Annotated in this window: 18 protein-coding genes; 7 read left to right on the top strand and 11 right to left on the bottom strand. The window is 71.6% G+C overall.

Annotated features, from left to right (window positions below; genetic code table 11):
- Positions 1 to 4 precede the first annotated feature (4 nt).
- Genes folE through CFK41_RS10520 form a run of 5 tightly spaced genes read right to left on the bottom strand, consistent with a single transcriptional unit; the run spans position 5 to position 5,788 of the window.
- Positions 5 to 571: a GTP cyclohydrolase I FolE gene (gene folE / locus CFK41_RS10500; protein ID WP_096799603.1), complete on the bottom strand. Its 567-nt coding sequence runs from the start codon at positions 569 to 571 to the stop codon at positions 5 to 7.
- 1 nt (position 572) lies between these two features.
- A complete protein-coding gene (gene ftsH / locus CFK41_RS10505; protein WP_096799604.1) occupies positions 573 to 2,681 on the bottom strand; it encodes an ATP-dependent zinc metalloprotease FtsH in 2,109 nt (702 codons plus the stop codon).
- Positions 2,682 to 2,685: 4 nt separating this feature from the next.
- Complete coding sequence (gene hpt, locus CFK41_RS10510; protein ID WP_174705984.1) at positions 2,686 to 3,231, bottom strand: hypoxanthine phosphoribosyltransferase; 546 nt, start codon at positions 3,229 to 3,231, stop codon at positions 2,686 to 2,688.
- Positions 3,232 to 3,284: 53 nt separating this feature from the next.
- Positions 3,285 to 4,379, bottom strand: coding sequence for a tRNA lysidine(34) synthetase TilS (gene tilS, locus CFK41_RS10515; protein WP_096799606.1), 1,095 nt, complete (start codon positions 4,377 to 4,379; stop codon positions 3,285 to 3,287).
- Entirely contained in the window at positions 4,379 to 5,788 is a 1,410-nt protein-coding gene (locus tag CFK41_RS10520; RefSeq protein ID WP_096799607.1) for a D-alanyl-D-alanine carboxypeptidase/D-alanyl-D-alanine-endopeptidase, read from the bottom strand. The genes tilS and CFK41_RS10520 overlap by 1 nt, the downstream gene beginning before the upstream one ends.
- A gap of 68 nt (positions 5,789 to 5,856) precedes the next feature.
- Between CFK41_RS10520 and CFK41_RS10525 the strand changes: the two genes are divergently transcribed.
- The gene (locus CFK41_RS10525) at positions 5,857 to 6,369 is read left to right on the top strand and encodes an inorganic diphosphatase (protein WP_096799608.1); all 513 of its coding nucleotides are present in this window, start codon (positions 5,857 to 5,859) and stop codon (positions 6,367 to 6,369) included.
- Between the two features lie 114 nt (positions 6,370 to 6,483).
- On the opposite strand, the gene CFK41_RS10530 is transcribed toward CFK41_RS10525, so the two are convergent.
- Both CFK41_RS10530 and CFK41_RS10535 read right to left on the bottom strand, forming a co-directional pair.
- Complete coding sequence (locus tag CFK41_RS10530) at positions 6,484 to 7,221, bottom strand: hypothetical protein (RefSeq protein ID WP_227873045.1); 738 nt, start codon at positions 7,219 to 7,221, stop codon at positions 6,484 to 6,486.
- 69 nt (positions 7,222 to 7,290) lie between these two features.
- On the bottom strand, positions 7,291 to 7,974 hold the full coding sequence (locus CFK41_RS10535) for a peptide deformylase (RefSeq protein WP_151904731.1): 684 nt from the start codon (positions 7,972 to 7,974) through the stop codon (positions 7,291 to 7,293).
- Positions 7,975 to 8,275: 301 nt separating this feature from the next.
- Here CFK41_RS10535 and CFK41_RS10540 point away from each other — a divergent pair, with 301 nt between their 5' ends.
- From CFK41_RS10540 to yczE, 3 genes are all read left to right on the top strand, one after another.
- Positions 8,276 to 9,361 carry an ABC transporter ATP-binding protein gene (locus CFK41_RS10540; protein WP_096799609.1) on the top strand — a complete coding sequence of 362 codons (1,086 nt, stop codon included), beginning with the start codon at positions 8,276 to 8,278 and terminating at the stop codon, positions 9,359 to 9,361.
- Positions 9,362 to 9,520: 159 nt separating this feature from the next.
- A complete protein-coding gene (locus tag CFK41_RS10545) occupies positions 9,521 to 10,762 on the top strand; it encodes a DUF4032 domain-containing protein (RefSeq protein WP_096799610.1) in 1,242 nt (413 codons plus the stop codon).
- 49 nt (positions 10,763 to 10,811) lie between these two features.
- Positions 10,812 to 11,519 (top strand): membrane protein YczE, encoded by a 708-nt coding sequence (gene yczE, locus CFK41_RS10550; RefSeq protein WP_096799611.1) that lies wholly within the window; start codon positions 10,812 to 10,814, stop codon positions 11,517 to 11,519.
- A gap of 64 nt (positions 11,520 to 11,583) precedes the next feature.
- Here the strand turns inward: yczE and rlmB are convergent, their stop codons facing one another.
- From rlmB to CFK41_RS10570, 4 genes are all read right to left on the bottom strand, one after another.
- Positions 11,584 to 12,552 carry a 23S rRNA (guanosine(2251)-2'-O)-methyltransferase RlmB gene (rlmB, locus tag CFK41_RS10555; protein WP_096799612.1) on the bottom strand — a complete coding sequence of 323 codons (969 nt, stop codon included), beginning with the start codon at positions 12,550 to 12,552 and terminating at the stop codon, positions 11,584 to 11,586.
- 21 nt (positions 12,553 to 12,573) lie between these two features.
- The gene (cysS, locus tag CFK41_RS10560; protein ID WP_096799613.1) at positions 12,574 to 14,019 is read right to left on the bottom strand and encodes a cysteine--tRNA ligase; all 1,446 of its coding nucleotides are present in this window, start codon (positions 14,017 to 14,019) and stop codon (positions 12,574 to 12,576) included.
- An 89-nt stretch (positions 14,020 to 14,108) separates the two neighbouring features.
- Positions 14,109 to 14,591 carry a phage holin family protein gene (locus tag CFK41_RS10565; RefSeq protein ID WP_096799614.1) on the bottom strand — a complete coding sequence of 161 codons (483 nt, stop codon included), beginning with the start codon at positions 14,589 to 14,591 and terminating at the stop codon, positions 14,109 to 14,111.
- Positions 14,592 to 14,652: 61 nt separating this feature from the next.
- Positions 14,653 to 15,774 (bottom strand): LacI family DNA-binding transcriptional regulator, encoded by a 1,122-nt coding sequence (locus tag CFK41_RS10570; protein WP_151904732.1) that lies wholly within the window; start codon positions 15,772 to 15,774, stop codon positions 14,653 to 14,655.
- Between the two features lie 146 nt (positions 15,775 to 15,920).
- Here CFK41_RS10570 and CFK41_RS10575 point away from each other — a divergent pair, with 146 nt between their 5' ends.
- Genes CFK41_RS10575 through CFK41_RS10585 form a run of 3 tightly spaced genes read left to right on the top strand, consistent with a single transcriptional unit; the run spans position 15,921 to position 18,924 of the window.
- Positions 15,921 to 17,240: a sensor histidine kinase gene (locus CFK41_RS10575; protein ID WP_096799615.1), complete on the top strand. Its 1,320-nt coding sequence runs from the start codon at positions 15,921 to 15,923 to the stop codon at positions 17,238 to 17,240.
- The gene (locus CFK41_RS10580; RefSeq protein WP_096799616.1) at positions 17,237 to 17,890 is read left to right on the top strand and encodes a response regulator; all 654 of its coding nucleotides are present in this window, start codon (positions 17,237 to 17,239) and stop codon (positions 17,888 to 17,890) included. The genes CFK41_RS10575 and CFK41_RS10580 overlap by 4 nt, the downstream gene beginning before the upstream one ends.
- Positions 17,890 to 18,924 carry a DUF4097 family beta strand repeat-containing protein gene (locus tag CFK41_RS10585; protein WP_096799617.1) on the top strand — a complete coding sequence of 345 codons (1,035 nt, stop codon included), beginning with the start codon at positions 17,890 to 17,892 and terminating at the stop codon, positions 18,922 to 18,924. Before CFK41_RS10580 ends, CFK41_RS10585 begins: the two co-directional genes overlap by 1 nt.
- Positions 18,925 to 19,007 lie beyond the last annotated feature (83 nt).

Here is a 19,007-nt window from a genome sequence, read left to right on the forward strand (position 1 = left end):
GCGGTCACGACCCGTGGATGAGCGCCATGGCCTCGCCGCGGGTGCTGGCGTTCTCGCGCAGCATCCCGCGCACCGCGCTGGTGACGGTGCGGGCGCCGGCCGCGCGCACACCGCGCATGGACATGCACATGTGCTCCGCCTCGATGACGACGATCGCCCCACCGGCATCCAGCTCGTCCATGAGGGCGTCGGCGATCTGGACGGTGAGGCGCTCCTGCACCTGGGGGCGGTGCGCGTAGATCTCCACCAGGCGGGCGAGCTTGCTGAGCCCTGTCACCCCTCCCCCGCCGGGGATGTATCCGATGTGAGCGCTGCCGTGGAAGGGCAGCAGATGGTGCTCGCACATCGAGTAGAAGGCGATGTCGCGCACGAGCACCAGCTCCTGGTGGTCGATGTCGAAGGTCGTCGACAGCGGCTCGTGCGCATCCTGCTCGAGGCCCTGGAAGACCTCGGCGTACATCCGGGCGACCCGTGCGGGAGTGTCCCGCAGCCCGTCGCGGTCGGGGTCCTCGCCGATCCCGGCGAGGATCTCCCGGACGGCGGCCTCGATGCGCGGGGTGTCCATGGCCATCTCAGCGATCCGTCGGATCGGTCGAGTCCTGGCCGTAGCTCCCCGGGCCCGACTCGCCGCCGTAGTACGGGGCTCCCGGGATCTGCGGTCCGTCACCGCCGGGATGGGGCAGCTCGGGCGGGTTCGGCTGGAGCGGCTCGCCGGCGTCGTGCGACTCTGTGCCGGTCGCCGTGGTGCTGCTGCCCACCGAGGGCGCCTCCAGCGCGGGGCGCTCCTCGCTCGAGGACCACACCTCGCGCGGGGGCTGCTTCTTCACGTCCCGGAAGATCTCGGCGAGCTCGTGCTCGTTCAGGGTCTCCCGCTCCAGCAGCTCCTCGACCAGACGATCCAGCACGTGGCGGTTCTCCACGATCACGGACCAGGCCTCGTCCAGCGCGGTGTCCAGCAGCTCCCGGACCTCCTGGTCGATCAGGGCCGCGGTCTCCGCGCCGAAGCGGGGCGCCTGGCCCTGCTGCATGCCGACGAAGACCTCGTCCTGGTCGCCGGAGAGGGCCACCTGGCCGACCGTGCCGCTCATGCCCAGCTGCATCACCATGGTGCGCGCGATCTTGGTCGCGTTCTGCAGGTCGGAGCTGGGGCCGGTGGTGACGTCGTGGAAGATGCTCTCCTCCACGGCGTAGCCGCCCATCGCGTAGGCCAGACGGTCCAGCAGCTCGTTGCGGGACTGGTAGTTGCGGTCCTGGGTGGGGACGACCATCGTGTAGCCGCCCGCGCGGCCGCGCGGCAGGATCGTCACCTTGGTGACCGGTGCGGAGTTGTTCATGGCCGCGGCGACCAGGGCGTGTCCGCCCTCGTGGTACGCGGTCATCTGGCGCTCGCGCTCGGTCATGACCTTCGAGTACCGCTGCGGGCCCATGGAGACGCGGTCGATCGCCTCGTCCAGGGCGCGGTTGTCGATGATCTGGTTGCCCGAGCGAGCGGTGAGCAGCGCGGCCTCGTTGAGCACGTTGGCCAGGTCCGCACCGGACATGCCGATCGTGCGCTTGGCGACGTGCTCGAGGTCGACGTCATGGGCGAGCGGCTTGCCCTTGGCGTGCACGCCGAGGATGTGCAGGCGGCCCTTGAGGTCGGGGGCCTCGACGCCGATCTGGCGGTCGAAGCGGCCCGGGCGCAGCAGCGCGGGGTCCAGGATGTCCACGCGGTTGGTGGCCGCGATGAGGATGACGTTCTGGTTCTCGTCGAACCCGTCCATCTCCACCAGCATCTGGTTCAGCGTCTGCTCGCGCTCGTCGTGACCGCCGCCCATGCCGGCGCCGCGGTGGCGGCCGACGGCGTCGATCTCGTCGATGAAGATGATCGCCGGGGCGTTCTCCTTCGCGGTGTTGAACAGGTCGCGCACTCGGCTCGCGCCGACGCCCACGAACATCTCCACGAAGTCCGAGCCGGAGATCGAGTAGAAGGGCACGTTCGCCTCGCCGGCGACGGCCTTGGCCAGCAGGGTCTTGCCGGTGCCGGGCGGGCCGTAGAGCAGCACGCCCTTGGGGATCTTCGCGCCGACGGCCTGGTAGCGGCCCGGGTCCACGAGGAACTGCTTGATCTCGTCGAGCTCCTCGACGGCCTCCTCGGCGCCGGCGACGTCCGCGAAGGTGACCTTGGGGGCCTCCTTGTTGAACAGCTTGGCCTTGGACTTGCCGAACTGCATCGCCTTGCCGCCGCCCTGGGCGTTCATGATCAGGAACCAGAACAGGCCGATGAAGATGAGCAGCGGGAGGAAGGAGAGCAGCAGGGTGGACCACCAGGAGCTGCTGGCGATCTCGTCGGTGTAGCCCTTCGACGGGGCGGCGTCCTCGACCGCCTTCACGACGGACTCGCCGCGCGCGTCGACGTAGGAGAAGCGCACCTTGGTGCCCTTGTTCTCGTCGCCGTCCTGGAAGTCCTTCGTCAGGACCAGGTCCACACGCTGCTGGTTCCCGTCGATGATCTTCGCCTGCTCGACGGTGTCGCCCTGGAGCAGCTCGAGGCCCTGCTCGGTGTCGATCTGCTGGTACCCGTCCCTCCCGAACAGGGAGAACATCGCCATGCCCAGGAGCATCGCGACGATGATCCACAGGGCGAGGCTGGTGAACGGGCGGCGCTTCCTGCCGCTGGAGCGCTTGGCGGAATCTGCCACGTGATCAGTCCTCGTAGACGGAGCGCGAGAGCACGCCCACGTAGGGAAGGTTGCGATAGTTCTCGGCGAAGTCGAGGCCATAGCCGATGACGAACTCGTTGGGGATGTCGAAGCCCACGTACTTCACGTCGATCTCGACCCGCGCGGCCTCGGGCTTGCGCAGCAGGGTCGCGATCTCGACGCTCTTGGGACCGCGCGAGCGCAGGTTGGACAGCAGCCACTTCAGGGTGAGGCCGGAGTCGATGATGTCCTCGACGATCAGCACCTTGCGCCCGGAGATGTCCCCGGAGAGGTCCTTGAGGATGCGCACGACGCCGGAGGACTTGGTGCCCGATCCGTAGGAGGAGACGGCCATCCAGTCCATCTCGACCTTGAGGTCGATCTGACGGGCCAGGTCCGCCATCACCATGACCGCACCGCGGAGCACGCCGACCAGGATCGGCGGCTCGTCCGCGTAGTCCTCGGCGATCTGCTTCCCGAGCTCGGCGACCCGTTCGCGGATCTGCTGCTCGTCCAGCAGCACACGGTCGACATCGGGATGGGGGTGCATCTGGGGCACGCTGATCTCCTCCAGGGAACGTGGTGGGGTGGGCGAGCCGCGGTTCACGGAAGGAGGCGGCGCCACACCAACAGGCCGTCGCGGCGAGCGACCTCGATCCTACCCGGAACAGGCACGGCTGACTGACCGTGCCATGAGACCACCAGGGCGTCGAGGGCCAGCACCTGCCGTCGCAGCAGGGATTTCGTCGAGCCTCCCTGCTCCGTAGTGCGGATTGTGCGGTCAGCGGAACGTGAGGCGTCGCGCAGCACGCGGGTGCGCACCGGGGCCGGCGCGAGCGCCAGGGCATGCACGTCCAGCAGCAGCAGGTCCCTCTCCTCGCGGAGCTCGCCGCCGTCCCGGCGCAGCGCCTCCAGCAGGGCGGTCGCCTCGTCATCGAGATGGTCGGCGTCGGCGGCGACGAGGTCGGCGGTGCGGGCGAGGTTCTCGTCGATCTGCTCCCCGAGGATCTCCCGCAGCAGGGGCAGCGCCCGATGACGCACCCTGGAGCGCAGCAGCGTCTCGTCGGCGTTCATCGGATCCTCCCACCAGTCCAGGTCATGGATCCGGCAGATCTCTTCGGTGTCCTCCCGACGCAGCGCGGTGGTCTCGTCCCGCCCGCTGCCCAGGAAGGGGCGCAGCAGGGCCCCGCGGGACCGCGGGATCCCGGCCAGCGCCCGGGGGCCGCCGCCGCGGGCGAGCCCCATCAGCACCTGCTCGGCCTGGTCGTCCAGGGTGTGCGCCATGAGCAGCGCGAGGGCCCCGCGCTCCTCGCGCAGGCTCTCGAGGGCCGCGTGGCGCACGGTGCGGGCGGCGTTCTCGAGGCCACCGGGGGCCTCGTGGTCCACCCGGACGGCGAGGATGTGGGCCTCGGCCCCGAGGCGCTCGGCCTGGACCAGCGCTCGCTCGGCGACCTCGGCGGAGCCCTCCTGCAGCCCGTGGTCGACGATCGCGGCCTCGGTCTCCAGGCCCATCCGCGAGCCCACCCAGACCGTGGTCGCGAGAAGCGCGAGGGAGTCCGCTCCCCCGCTGAGACCGACCACCAGCCGGGGCGCGGTGCGGCCCACGGCGGTCTCGTCGGCGAGCAGCTCGAGGCGGGCGGCGAGCGCGGCGCGCACGGCGGTGCGGGCGCGGGCGACGACGGGCGGCGGGCCGGCCATCAGTCGACCTGCACGATCTCGGCGGCCACCGCGTCGACCGCGGCGCGGGCGTCGTCCGCATCGGCCCCGTCGAAGCCGTGGACCACGATCGAGTAGCCGACCGTGCGCCCGTCGGGCAGCACCGCGACCCCCGCCAGCGTCGCCGCCCCGCCGAGATATCCGGTCTTGCCGCGCACGAGCCCGTCGGCGTCCTCGGTGCCCGCCGCATCGAAGCGCTCGGCGAGGGTGCCCGTGAGCCCGGCGATCGGCACGTCGAACAGGATCTGCTCCAGGGCGGGCACCTCGCCGGAGGCGACCTCGGCGAGGACGGCGGAGAGCAGGGCGGGCGGCACGCGGTCGTCCCGGGAGAGCCCGGAGCCGTCGCGGATCGAGAGGTCGGCGATGACCTCCGGAGCGACGCCGATCTCCTCGGCGAGGTCCCGGATCTCCGCCTCGACCGCGGCGGCGGCACCGGCAGGGGTCGTCTCCTCGCCCCGTGACAGCGCCACCAGGTGCGCGAGCAGCTCGGCGGTGGTGTTGTCGGAGATCTGCAGGGTGTGGCGGACGATCTCGGCGATCGGCTCGGAGCTGATCTGGACGCTGGGAGCGCCCTCGGGCGCCCCGGCCTCGGAGATCTCGCCGGTCACGGTGAGTCCGGCCTCGCCGAGCAGCGAGGCGAAGCGCTCGGCGGCGTCATGCGCGGGGGTGGCGGACTTGGGACCGTACTGCTCGCCGTCCAGCCAGCCCTCGTCCAGCGCGAGGGCGGAGGTGGGCGTCACCCAGCCGCCCGCCCGGCCGTTGCCGCCCCAGGCGGGGTTCTCGCCGCCGACGAGATGGCCCGCATCCAGCGCGACCCTCACCTCGGAGGTCCCCTGCTCCTCGGCGAGATCCGCCGTCCTGCCGGCGAGCTCGCGCAGGTCCTCGACCGTGAGAGTCATGTCACCGCCGCCGACGAGGGTGACCACACCGTCCTGGACGGTCGCGCGCGTGGTGAGCACCTCGTCCCCGGAGTACTGCCGCAGCACGGCGGCGGCGGTGAGCAGCTTCAGGGTCGAGGCCGGGACGAGAGCCGTGGCGGCGTCGCGCTCGGCGACCGGCTCACCGGTCCCCGCGTCGACGACGCTGAAGGCCAGCCCTCCCGCGACCACCGGCAGATCCGCGTGGGAGGACATCCGTTCCTCGAGGTCATCGGCGGAGTCCGCGACCCCCGCGGCGGGTGCCGTCGAGTGGCTCTCCTCGGCGCCGACGCGCGCCCAGTCCTCGGCGGCCGCCCGCGGTCCGAAGGCCGGGCCCTGCTCCTCATGGCGCACGGTGAGGAAGCCGGGGAAGGCGTCGGTGAGATCACCGAGCACGTAGAAGCTCGTCGGCACCACGGCGCACATCACGATGGCCGTGGTGCGCCACATCCGCTCGATTGCGCTCGCTCCCATGGTGCCCACGATATGGTGTCACGGTCTTGACCAGTGGCCCTCAGGGCCGGAGCAATGGAGCCGCTGTCGTGGAATTCGACGTGACCATCGAGATCCCTCGCGGAAATCGCAACAAGTATGAGGTGGACCACCACAACGGCCGCATCCGTCTGGACCGGATGCTGTTCACCGCCACCCGCTACCCGGACGATTACGGCTTCATCGAGGGCACCCTCGGTGAGGACGGCGACCCGCTGGACTGCCTCGTGCTGCTCGAGGAGCCCACGTTCCCGGGCTGCCTGATCCGCTGCCGCGCCCTGGGCATGTTCCGCATGCGCGACGAGGCCGGCGGCGACGACAAGATCGTGGCGGTCCCCGTCGGCGACCGCCGCCAGGTGCGCCGCCAGGAGCTGACCGACGTCTCCGAGTTCCACCGCCTGGAGATCCAGCACTTCTTCGAGGTCTACAAGGACCTCGAGCCCGGCAAGAGCGTCGAGGGCGCCCACTGGGAGGGCCGCAGCGACGCGGAGGCGGAGATCCGCCGCTCCTACCAGCGCGCCGTCGGCACCGAGCACGCGAACGACTTCACGCAGGAGGTCTGAGCCGACAGGTCCGCACGCCGCGGACCCCGCTCCGACCGAGTACGACGGGCCGGCCCCCTCGGGGACCGGCCCGTCGTGCTGTCACCGCCCGTCGGCGGCCATGGGCCGGGGTGCTCAGCCGTCGAGCTGCGCGCGGTCCCCGCCGGTCTCACCCTCCAGGGTGGTCCCGTGGGCGAAGATCTCGAGCATCGCCTCGACCACGGACCGGGACACCGACCGGGCACCGAAGCCGCCGATCGCCGCGCCGATGCCGAAGGGCAGGAGCCGGGCGAACCACAGGGTGCCCGTGCGTTTCACCACCCGACGGCGCACGTAGCGGGAGATCTGCTTGCTGACCAGGCCCGGCAGGAAGCCGCCGCGGCCGCCGAGCACGGCGTTCCACTGCAGGCCCTGCTTGCCCATCGTCCTGCCGATGATCTCGGTTCCGCGCTCACCGCTGAGCACCGCCATCAGCACGAGCCGGCGGGTGCTGCGGTCGGACATGTCCACGCCGTGGATGTCCGCGGCGGCGAGGGTGAGGAAGGCGCAGGCCTCCGCGAAGGTGATGCCCTCCCCGACCGTGAGGCCCATGGCGGCCGCGGTGCCCAGCCCCGGCAGGGCGGCGACGCCGCCGATCCCGGCACCGGTCAGCGTCATGAGGTTCGTGAATCGCTTCGTGACGTGCTCGAGCAGCTGGCGCTCGGACGCATCCGGCTGCTTGGCCCGCAGCTTCTGCACGTAGCTGCGGGCGAGCGGCGCCTGGATCTTGAGCGCGGCATCGAGCGCGGAGAGCCAGCGTTCGTCGATCTGTTCGACGAACTCGCCGTCCTCGGTCAGCTCGCTCTGCTGGATGGGCTGGTCGCTCTGAGCCACCATGTGCTCCGTTCTGTCGGGTCGTGAACAGGGTCAAGCTACAGCGTCGGACCGGGACCGCCCCGGGCGTCAGCCGATCGACACCTCGCCGGGGGCGAGATCGGCGATCTCTCCGGTCAGTCCGAGCCGACGGACGGCCTCGCCGAGGTCGCCGTAGTGGGAGCCGTAGGCGGAGTCGATGAAGGAGCGGGGCACGGACAGGTCGTGGCAGAGCGTCCCGGCCAGGTGGTCGGTCTCGTGCTGGAAGATCCGAGCGGTCCAGCCCTCGTGCTCCTCGTCGATCTCCTCGAGCGCTCCGCCCGGCAGCAGCTCGGTCCCGCGCAGGCGCACCCTGCGCGATCGCGGCACGATCGACTGCCATCCGTCCACGGAGAGGCAGCCTTCGAAGGCGAAGACCTTCCGGGTGCCGAGCGGCTCGACCACCGGGTCGAGCAGGGCCCGCAGAGCGAGCGGTCGGCGCTCCAGCAGGTCGTCGTCCTCGTCCTCCCCCGGTTCGCTCGCGAAGCCGTCCTCGACGACGTAGAAGCTCAGCGGCAGGCCCACCTGCGGAGCGGCGAGCCCCACCCCGGGCGCCTCGCGCATCGTGATGGTCATCGCCTGGGCCAGCTCGAGCAGCAGCTCGACGTCGATCCGCCCGCGGGCGGCCACCGCGCGGCGGCGCAGGGCGGGGTGACCCGCCTGCACGATCTTCAGGGGATCGGTCTCCTTCGCACGGCGGTCGAGGATCTTCCGGGTCAGCTCGTTGATGTCCACCGCCCCAGTATCCCGCAGCGGGCCCCGCCCATCTCTCCGGAGCCCCGCCGATCGCCGCTCCTGCGCTCCACCGGCGACCGGCCCCTCGACGTCCCGGAGCCCGCGTCTCACCCCTCCCGGGAGGCGGTCCGTCCCGAGACATGAGACACACGCGGCATAGATCACGCCGGGGCCGGGGAGCTGGGCTATAGTTCTGCGAGCCGGTGCGAGGGAGCACCCCCGTGGGAACGACGTCGGGCCGGCCGCTCATCACTTCACAACGGACCGTCCGGCACGTACCTGCCGGTGAAGGAGAACCACCATGGCAACAGTCACGTTCGACAACGCATCCCGCGTCTACCCGGGCCAGGAGCGCCCGGCCGTCGACAACCTCAACATCGAGATCGGTGACGGCGAGTTCCTCGTCCTCGTCGGCCCCTCGGGCTGCGGAAAGTCGACCTCCCTGCGCATGCTCGCCGGCCTCGAGGAGATCGACGCCGGCCGCATCCTGATCGGCGATCGCGACGTCACCGACGTGCCGCCGAAGGATCGTGACATCGCGATGGTGTTCCAGAACTACGCGCTGTACCCGCACATGACCGTCGCCGACAACATGGGCTTCGCCCTGAAGATCGCCGGCAACCCCAAGGCCGAGATCCGCAAGCGCGTCGAGGACGCCGCCGCGATCCTGGACCTCACCGAGTACCTCGACCGCAAGCCGAAGGCGCTCTCCGGTGGTCAGCGCCAGCGTGTGGCCATGGGCCGTGCGATCGTCCGCTCGCCCCAGGTGTTCCTCATGGACGAGCCGCTGTCGAACCTCGACGCCAAGCTCCGTGTCTCGACCCGTACCCAGATCGCGTCCCTGCAGCGTCGTCTCGGAGTCACAACGGTCTACGTCACCCACGACCAGACCGAGGCCATGACCATGGGCGACCGCGTGGCCGTCCTGGACCGCGGCGTCCTGCAGCAGATCGACTCCCCGCGTCGCATGTACGACCACCCGAACAACGTCTTCGTCGCGGGCTTCATCGGCTCCCCGGCCATGAACCTGCTCGAGGAGAAGCTCACCGACCAGGGCGTCCAGTTCGGTGACGCCGTTCTGCCGGTGGACCGCGCGACCCTCTCCGACACCGACCAGTCCACGGTCACCGTCGGCGTGCGTCCCGAGGACCTCGAGCTCGTCGGCACCGACGAGGGCATCCCGGTCGAGGTCGACGTCGTCGAGGAGCTCGGCGCCGACGCCTTCATCTACGGGCGCCGCGCCGGCAGCGATGAGACGGCCAAGCCGTTCATCGCTCGCGTCGACGGCCGCCGTCCCCCGGCCAAGGGCGAGACCGTCTTCTTCCGTCCCAAGCAGGGCCACCTGCACCTGTTCGACGCGAAGTCGGGCCTGCGCCTCGGCGACTGATCTCCCCGCAGCACCGCGCGACGGGCGTCCGGCATCTGCCGGGCGCCCGTCGCCGTTCCCCGCCTCCCGGACGTGGGCGGAAGGTGACCTTCGCGTCGAGATGACGTGAAATCTCGTCCGCACCGTGCGAAGCTCCCCGGCACAGGAGACAATGTCGTCATGGCACCCCTGGAGATCACCGCGTCCCGCGCAGATCCGGCCCTGCTGGACCTGCCCTGGGAGCAGCCGCTGGAGCAGTGGCCCGACGAGATCCTCGCCGCCCTCCCCCGCGGCATCTCTCGTCACGTCGTGCGGTTCGCGCGCGTCTCGGGCCGGGTCCTCGCCATCAAGGAGATCTCCCGCGACCTCGCCCAGCGCGAGTACGACATGCTGCGCGTGCTGGGACGGATGGAGATCCCCTGCGTCGAGCCCTTCGCGGTCGTCTCGGGCCGCACCTCGCCCACCGGCGATCCGCTGGACGCCGTCCTGATCACCCGGCACCTGCAGTTCTCCCTGCCCTACCGGGCCGTCTTCAGCCAGGTCTCGCGCCAGGACACCGCCCACCGCCTGCTCGACGCACTGGCGGTCCTGCTGGTGCGCCTGCACCTGTCGGGCTTCTACTGGGGCGACGTCTCGCTGTCCAACACCCTCTTCCGTCGTGATGCGGGCGCCTTCGCCGCCTATCTCGTCGACGTGGAGACCGGCTCGCTGCACGAGCAGCTCACCGCCGGTCAGCGCTCGTACGATCTCGACCTGGCGCGGACCAACATCATCGGCGAGCTGATGGATCTGCAGGCCGGCGACATGTTCGACCCGGAGTCGGATCCGGTCGAGATCGGGGACGACCTGATCTCCCGCTACGAGGAGCTGTGGGAGGCGCTCACCTCGCGCGAGCGGTTCTCCGCCGACGAGCGCTGGCGGGTCTCCGCACGCATCGAGAAGCTCAACAAGCTGGGCTTCGACGTGGGCGAGCTGGAGATCACCACAGACCTTGACGGGACCAGCCTCTCGATCATGCCCAAGGTGGTCGACGCCGGCCACCACTCACGCCGTCTGATGCGCCTGACCGGCATCGACGCGCAGGAGAACCAGGCCCGCCGCCTGCTGAACGACCTCGATCAGTACCGTGCCGACACCGAGCAGCAGCTCGAGGACGAGGAGTTCGTGGCCCACGAGTGGCTCCAGCAACAGTACGAGCCGGTGGTCCGGGCGGTCCCCCGATCGATGCGCTCCAAGCTCGAGCCGCCGGAGTTCTTCCACGAGATCCTGGAGCACAAGTGGTTCCTCTCGGAGAAGGAGGGCCACGACATCTCCCTCGACGAGACCGTGCGCCACTACATCCTCAACGTCCTCATCCACCGTCCCGATGAGAAGTCGCTGATCACCACCGAGACCTCGGCCCTGCCGATCTTCGACTCCTGAGGACGGTCCGCCGCGGGGCCCGGACCCCGCCGAGGGGAGCATCGATCGCATGACCCACGGACGTCGACGCACCGCCGTGCGCCTGGACAACCTCTCCCTGCGCGATCAGCTGCGGGTGGACCGCCTGCCGCTGCGCCTGCTGCAGATGATGGTGGGGCTGACGGGGTTCGGGTTCTCCCTCGCCCTGCTGCTCGAGTCCGGGCTCGGCGGTGCGCCGTGGGACGTCCTGCACGCGGCCCTCGCCGACAGTCTGGGCCTCACCGTCGGCACCCTCAGCATCAGCGTGAGCTTCGTGCTGCTGCTCGCCTGGATCCCGCTGCGCGAGCGGATCGGGATCGGCACCGTCGCGAACTCCCTCTGGGTGGGGGTGAGCATCGACCTGGGGATGCTGGTGCTGCCTGCGGCGGGCGGGATCCCCGCAGCGGTGGCGATGATGCTCGGCGGTGTGGTGCTCAACGGCGTCAGCGGTGCGGTCTATCTCGGTGCGCAGCTCGGTGCCGGGCCTCGTGACGGGCTGATGACCGGACTCGGCAGGGTGCTGGACCGGCCCGTCGGGCCCGTGCGGATCGCGCTCGAGGTGCTCGTGCTCGCCACCGGAACGCTGCTGGGCGGCCCGCTCGGGCTCGGCACCGTGCTCTATGCGCTCGGCCTCGGGCCGATCATCCAGCTGACCCTGCCCTACGTGACTCTCCCGGTGCGAGGTCGGGGCGGCGGCGCACCCGCCGTGTCGACGCAGCAGGTCCCGGACCTCGGCTGACCGGGTCCGGGACGAGTGCGACGGCGGGTGCGCGCCCGGAGCCGGCGACGAACCCGGGAACGGCTCAGCGCAGGCCCTGGCCCTCTCGGACCCCGGAGATCTCGTAGAGGGCGATCGCGGCGGCCACCGAGGCGTTGAGCGACTCAGATCGACCGGCCATCGGGATCGACACCACCTGGTCGCTGATCTCTCGCGCCAGGCGGGAGAGCCCCTTGCCCTCGGCCCCGACCACCAGGACCGCCGGCTGCGTGCCCAGCTCGAGACCGCGGGTGGTGACGTCGCCCTCGGCATCCAGCCCGAGCACGAACACGCCCTCCTCCTTCAGCGCGGTCAGGGTGCGGTTGAGGTTGGTGACCTGGGCGACCCGGACGCGGCCGGCCGCACCGGCGGCGACCTTCCACACGCTCGCGGTCATGGAGACGCTGCGACGCTCGGGCAGGATCACGCCGTGGGCGCCGAAGGCGTCCGCCGAGCGCAGGATGGCGCCCAGGTTCCGCGGATCGGTGATCCCGTCGAGGGCGACCAGCAGCGGGGGCTCGAACCGGTCCGCGGCCAGGCGCAGCAGCTCGTCCACGCCCGCGTACTCGTAGGGCGGGATCGTCAGCGCCACGCCCTGGTGGACGGCGTGGTCGGTCATGCGGTCCATGTCGGTGCGCGAGGCCTCCGCGATCGGCAGACCGCGGGCGGTCGCCAGGCGCATGATCTCGCGGACCCGCTCATCGGTGTCCAGGCGGAGCATCATCGTCAGCTGGGTGGCGGGCACCTCCTCGCGCAGCGCCTCGAGCACGGCGTTGCGGCCGGCGACCTGATCGCTGCCGGGCGTCTTGCGGACGCCGCCCTTGCCGCCGCCGCGACGCGGTGCCGCACCGGCCGAGGACGAGGACCCCTTGTACGCCTTGTGGTTCGGCCGGTCCGCGGCCTTCGGCGTCGGCCCCTTGCCCTCCAGGGCGCGTCGACGCACACCTCCGGACCCGACGGTCGCGCCCTTCTTGCCCTTTCGCACCGCTCCGCGGCGCGCACTGTTCCCTGCCATCGTTCGTCTCCTCAGTCCTGCTCAGTCTCGTGTCTCGAGGGTCCAGCGAGCGCCGTCCTGGCCGTCCTCGATGCGGATCCCTGCGGCGGTCAGCGCATCGCGCAGCGCATCCGCCCGGGCCCAGTCCTTCTCGGCGCGGGCCGCCTCCCGAGCGGCCAGCTGGGTGGTGATCAGCGCATCGAGCGCCGAATGCTCGCCGCCCGAGGCGTCCGCTCCCTGCCCCCACTGGGCACCGAGCGGGTCCAGCCCCAGCACGTCCAGCATCGCCCGCAGCCGGCCGAGGCCGGCGGCGACCTCCGTGACATCCACGGTGCCGCGGGCGGCCAGGAGCGTGTTCAGGGCGGACTGCTCGCGATGGACGACGGCGAGCGCCTCCGGGACCGCGAGGTCGTCGTCCATCGCCGCGCGGAACTCCGCGGACAGCTCGACCGCGTCCAGGGCGGCGTCGGCCGCGGCGACCGGGTGCTCCCCGAGCCGCTGGGCCGCACGGACGGCGGTCGCCCGGAAGCGCTCCCAGACGGTCTCCGCCTCGGCCATCGCCGTCTCGTTGTACTCGACGGTGGCGCGGTAGTGTCCGCTGACCATCGCGAGCCGGACAGCGGGAGCAGGGTGATCGCCCAGCGCCTGCTCGGCGGTGACGAAGTTGTCCAGGCTCTTGCCCATCTTCAGCCCGTCCACGGTCAGCACGCCGGAGTGCATCCAGCGTCGGGCGAAGCCGAACCCGGCGGCATGGGACTGCGCCTGCTCGTTCTCGTGGTGGGGGAAGCGCAGGTCGAGGCCGCCGGCGTGGATGTCGAAGGTCTCGCCGAGGTACTTGCGGCTCATCGCGGAGCACTCGAGGTGCCAGCCCGGGCGGCCGCGGCCGAAGGGCGTGTCCCAGGAGGCGGTCTCGGGCTCGGAGGGCTTGGCGGCCTTCCACAGCGCGAAGTCCCGGCGGTCCCGCTTGCCGGGCTCCATCTCCTCGCCGGCGTCGAGCATGTCCTCGAGGGACTGGCGGGTCAGCGAGCCGTAGCCCTCGAACGAGGCGACGTCGAAGTAGACCGACCCGGCGCCGTCGGCGTAGGCATGACCCCGCTCGATCAGCAGCTGCATCAGCTCGATCATCTCGGGGACGTGGCCCGTGGCGCGCGGCTCATAGCTGGGGCGGCGGTTCCCGACGCGGTCCAGGACGTCCTGGAACTCGCGCTCGAAGCGCTGCGACCACGCCCACCAGTCGGCGCCCGCCTCGGCGGACTTCGAGAGGATCTTGTCCTCGATGTCGGTCACGTTGCGGACCTGGGTGACTTCGTAGCCGCTGCGCTCGAGCCAGCGCACCAGCACGTCGAAGGCGAGGAAGGAGCGCAGATGGCCCAGGTGCGGGGCTCCCTGCGTGGTGGGACCGCAGACATACAGCGACACCGCCCCCTCGCGCACCGGGTTCAGCGGTGCGGTGGTGCGGGTGGCGGTGTCGTGCAGCTGGAGAGTCACGTGCCCAGGGTACTTCCCCGGGACCCTCGCGACGGACCGCGGCTCGCGCCGACCGGATGGTCCGCGGAGCGCGTCGGCGCCGTTGGGGCTCAGTCGGTGCGGGCGCTGACCTGCTTGCCGTAGAGCTCCTCGAAGGTGTCCTCGTAGGAGACGGCGTTCTGGCGGCGCTTGCCCTGGACCGCCTGGACGGCGGACTGCGCGGTCTCGATCGTGGTCTCGGGAGCCTTGAGCTTCTTGGACACGAGGAAGGCCACGAGGCCCAGGATCGCGCCGATCACGACGAACACGCCGGCGACGATGAGGAAGGACGCCCAGTACGGCAGCCCCAGGGCCTGGAGCCCGGTGGCGGCGGCGAACAGCAGCATCACCCAGGCCGAGAGCAGGAGGAACAGCAGCACCGCGGCGCAGGCGGCGATGATGCCCGCCTTGATCGCGAGAGCGGTGATCTCCTTCTTCGCGATGTCGATCTCGTGGTGGACGACACCCAGGAGCTCGTCGCGGATGGACTGGACGAGCTCTCCGATGGACCGCTGGGTGGGCGGCGTGCTCGGGTCGTTCGTGGTGTTGATCATGATCGGAGCCTATCGCAGGGGGCAGTTCGTTCGCAGGTCGGGCGGTCGGAGCCGACGAGGATCAGTCGACGGAGATCCGCTTGCGCTGGGTGGACTCGGGCCGCGGGCCCGCAGAGGTGGAGCGGCGCACCACGATCGAGGGTGCCACGGCCACGTCGCGGGTCGCGCCCTCGTGGCCGGAGACGCGCTCGACGAGGAACTGGGCGGCCAGCGCGCCGAGACGCTCGGAGTTGGGGTCGACGCTGGTCAGCTGCGAGACCCCCGAGGAGGCCAGGGAGGTGTTGCCGTAGCCGGCCACCGCGAGCTGCTCGGGGACCGAGAAGCCAGCATCCCGGGCGGCGGAGAGGACGCCGACGGCGGTGACGTCGTTGGCGCAGGTCACCGCGGTGGGGACCTTGCTGCCGCGCAGCAGCATCGAGCCCGCCGTCTGCCCGACCTGCTCGGTGAAGTCGCCGGGCTCGACCCGGGCGTGCTCGCCGAGGCCGTGGCGCTCCATGGCGGCGCGGAAGGCGTCGGCGCGCTCACGGGCGACGGCCGCACCGACCCCGCCGACGTGAGCGATCTCGCGGTGGCCGAGGCTCACCAGATGGTCGACCAGGAGTCCCTGGCCCGCCACGTCGTCGATGCGGACGGTGTCGAACCGGCCGGTGAAGCTCTGCGAGCAGCCGATGCCGACGAAGGGGCGGCCCGAGGCCGACTCCAGCACGCGGTCCATGTCGGCCAGGTCGGAGATCATCAGGAAGCCGTCCACGCCCAGGCGCACCAGGTCCTCGATCGCGTCGGTGTCCGCGGCGACCGGGTACTCGGGCAGACGGCGACGGGTGGGGACCACGACGGCCGTCCGTCCGGTGGCGGCCAGCTCGATGCGGATGGAGCGCACCAGGTCGGAGATCCAGGTGTTGCGCATGGTGTTCACGAGCACGGCGACGACGCCGCGGTGCTCGGTCTCCTCGCTCAGCTCCTCGAGCGGGAACCGGAGGCGCTCGGCGGCCTCCTGCACACGGCTCGCCATGAGGGGCTTGATCTCGCCGGAGCCGCGCAGCGCGCGCAGGGCGACGGCGCTGGAGATGCCCAGGGAGTTCGCGACATCGCGCAGGGTGCCGCGGTCCTGGCCGTCTGCGGACGGCCCGGCGTCGACGGCGGGATCGGAGGACTCGGCGGAAGGAGTGGCGTCACTGCTCATGCCTCCATTGAACCGCATCCGGGCGCCGCACCCGACGCAACCGCGGCGGAGGTGCGTCACGCGCATCGTCCTCCGGGGGTTTTCCCCCGCCTCCGCGGAGGGCGGGCAGGGTGTGGCTCCGGCCCCGCGACGCCTAGGGTCGGACCATGACCGTCTCCCCCGCCGGACGCGCGGACCGTCCCCGCCCTCGGCTGGAACCTGCCTCGATCGCCTCCGTGGCGGTGGGCGGGATCCTGCTGTGCACCTGGTTCTGGGTCAGCCTGTCGCTGCTGATCACCGGTCTCGGTGGCCTGCCCGCTCTGGGCAGCGGCCTGCTGCTGCTGATCCCGTGGCTGCTGATGATGCAGGTGGTGGTCCGGATCGAGAGGCGCCGTGCGGTCGCGATCCACGGACTGCGCGTGATCCTGCCCGCGCAGCGGCGCTCCCGGCGGCAGGGCACCTCCGGATGGCTGCAGGACCGCTGGTACGAGCTCGGCTCCGGGGCGTTCTGGCGCGGGGTGCTGCATCACCATCTCGCGATCCTCGTGACGGGCCTGTTCTTCCTCGCGTCCGTGGCGCTGCTGTGGGCCGGCTGGACCATCGCGGAGACGGCCATCGCCACCGGCCCGGTGCAGATCGGGACGCGAGAGATCTCACGGATCGCCCTGGCGGTCTTCTCCTCCGCGAGCGTGCTGCTGGCCGCCGCGATGCTGGCCCTCGGCGCCCTGGCGGATCGAGGGCTGGCCCGCGGGCTCATCTCCGGCTCCGAGGACGATCTGCGCGAGCAGGTCGCCGAGCTCGCCGAGCGACGCCAGGGCGCGGTCGACGCCGCCGCGCAGGAGCGCCTGCGCATCGAGCGCGATCTCCATGACGGCGTCCAGCCGCGGCTGGTGAACCTCGCGATGACTCTGGGCATCGCCCGCGGCGCGATCCGGGCCGATCCCGAGCGCGCCGAGCGGCTGGTCGGCGAGGCGCACGCGGAGGCGAAGGCCGTGATGACCGATCTGCGCCAGCTGGCCCGCGGCATCCATCCCGCGGTGCTCACGGACCGGGGCCTGGATGCGGCGCTCTCCGCGCTGGCCGCCCGCTCGCAGATCCCGGTGGCGCTCGACGTCGATCTGGGCGGACCCGCAGCGCCGGCTCTGGACCGGGAGCGCGAGGCGGTGGCCTACTTCGTGGTCGCCGAGGCGCTGACCAACATCGCCAAGCACGCCGCGGCCACCCGGGCCGAGGTCACCGTCACCCGTGACGAGGACTCCCTGCAGGTGCGCATCCGGGATGATGGGCGCGGCGGCGCCCGGGTGCACCGCGACGGGCTCTCGACGGGTCTGGCCGGGCTCACCGACCGGGTCCGCGCCACCGGCGGGGCCCTCGAGGTCGTGAGCTCCGCGGGCGAGGGCACTGCGCTCCGCGCCGACATCCCTCTGACCAGCAGTCCCACTCCGCGGACCCTGCCCCGCACCACCACCGAGGAGACCTCCCGATGAGGATCGTGATCGCCGACGACGCCGTGCTGCTGCGCGCCGGGCTCGAACGCCTGCTGACCGAGGCCGGCCACGAGGTGGTCGCCGCCGTCGGCGATGGGACGGCGCTGGTCTCCGCGATCTCGCACCACCGTCCGGACCTCGCGGTGGTGGACGTGCGCATGCCACCGACCTTCACCGATGAGGGGGTCCGCGCCGCGATGCTCATCCGCCGACAGGACCCGGAGGTCGCCCTGCTGGTGCTCTCGCAGTACGTCGAGGAGCGCTACGCCTCCGATCTCATCGCCGATTCGCCGCGGGGCCTGGGCTATGTCCTCAAGGACAGGGTCGCCGACGTCGAGGACTTCCTCGGCGTGGTGACCGACGTGGGCGCCGGCGGCACCTGGCTCGATCCCGAGGTGGTGCAGCAGATCTTCGTCCGCTCCCGGCGGCGCCGCACCCTCGAGGGGCTGACCCCGAGAGAGCGGGAGGTGCTCGCCCTGATGGCGCAGGGCCGGTCCAACCAGGCGATCGCCGACACGCTCTTCGTCTCCGCGGGCAGCGTCGAGAAGCACATCTCCTCGGTGCTCACCAAGCTCGACCTCCCGCCCGTCGACGGCGAGAACCGGCGGGTGATGGCGGTGCTGCGCTACCTGGAATCCGAGGAGCGATGATGACGGACCCGCGCACCGGTCCGTCCGCCGCGGCCGTCCCGAGCCCCGCGACCGGCGACCATCCGGCCGACCTCCCCGGCGATCATCCGGCCGAGGACCGGAGCCCGCAGCCGACGCAGGCCGGGACGCCGATCCCTCCCTCGGCGCCGGGACCGCTGATCGTGCCCGCCCGCAGCCTCACGCCCTCGCCCGGGCGCGACCGGGTGCTGCGCGGGGTCACCACCGCCGTGGGCGCGGCGACGGTGATCCTGGTGATCCTGACCCTCGCCCTGCTCACGACGGCGACCTGGCTGGCCGGGCGCGGATTCGCTGACGTGCCGGCGACCACCGGCCTCGGCAGTCCCGACTCGCTGAGCCTCACCTCCGGCTCGGGCTCCGTCCGCGTGCTGCCCTCGGCGGATGTGGACGAGCTGACCATCGCCCTGGTCGAGCCCGGGGAGACGGCCCTCCCGGCCGCCGACGCCCGGGCGACCGCTCGGGTCACGGAGTCCGCCCGGAACGGGGCGGCGTCGGTCCAGATCCAGCAGCCTGCGCGCTCCTTCGGACCGTTCTGGTCCGACGGGAGGAAGGACGTCCTGGTGTTGGTGCCGTCGGAGCTGGAGCTCGACCTCGACGTGCGCACGGACGTGGGCGACGTGCAGGTGGACGGGGAGTACACGGCGCTGGAGGCGCACAGCGACGCCGGGGATCTCCGGCTCGGCCCCATCACGGCTCCCGACGGCGTGAGCGCGAGCTCCGAGGTCGGCTCCGTCGACATCGAGCTCGCCTCCCCCGCCCCGACGACGGTCGACGTCTCCGCCTCGGTCGGCGATGTCGACCTGATGCTGCCCACCGACGCCGCGGGCCGGATCACGATCACGGCGGACATCGGCGACGTCGAGGTGGCGGTGCCCGGCATCGCACGCTGGGAGGTCCGGGCCGAGTCCGAGCTCGGCGACGTGAGCACGGCGCCGGGGATCGACGGGGGCGGTGCGGACGCGGCGGGGACCCTCACGGTCACCTCCGACATCGGGAGCATCCGGATCACCCGCTGACGGCTCCGGCGACCTCGCCGGACGCGGAACGGGCGGCCGCCCCGGTCGATGACCGGGGCGCCCGCCCGTTCCCGTGGGGTCTC

Origin of the sequence: Brachybacterium ginsengisoli (assembly GCF_002407065.1) — a bacterium.
Classification (GTDB): Bacteria; Actinomycetota; Actinomycetes; order Actinomycetales; family Dermabacteraceae; genus Brachybacterium; species Brachybacterium ginsengisoli.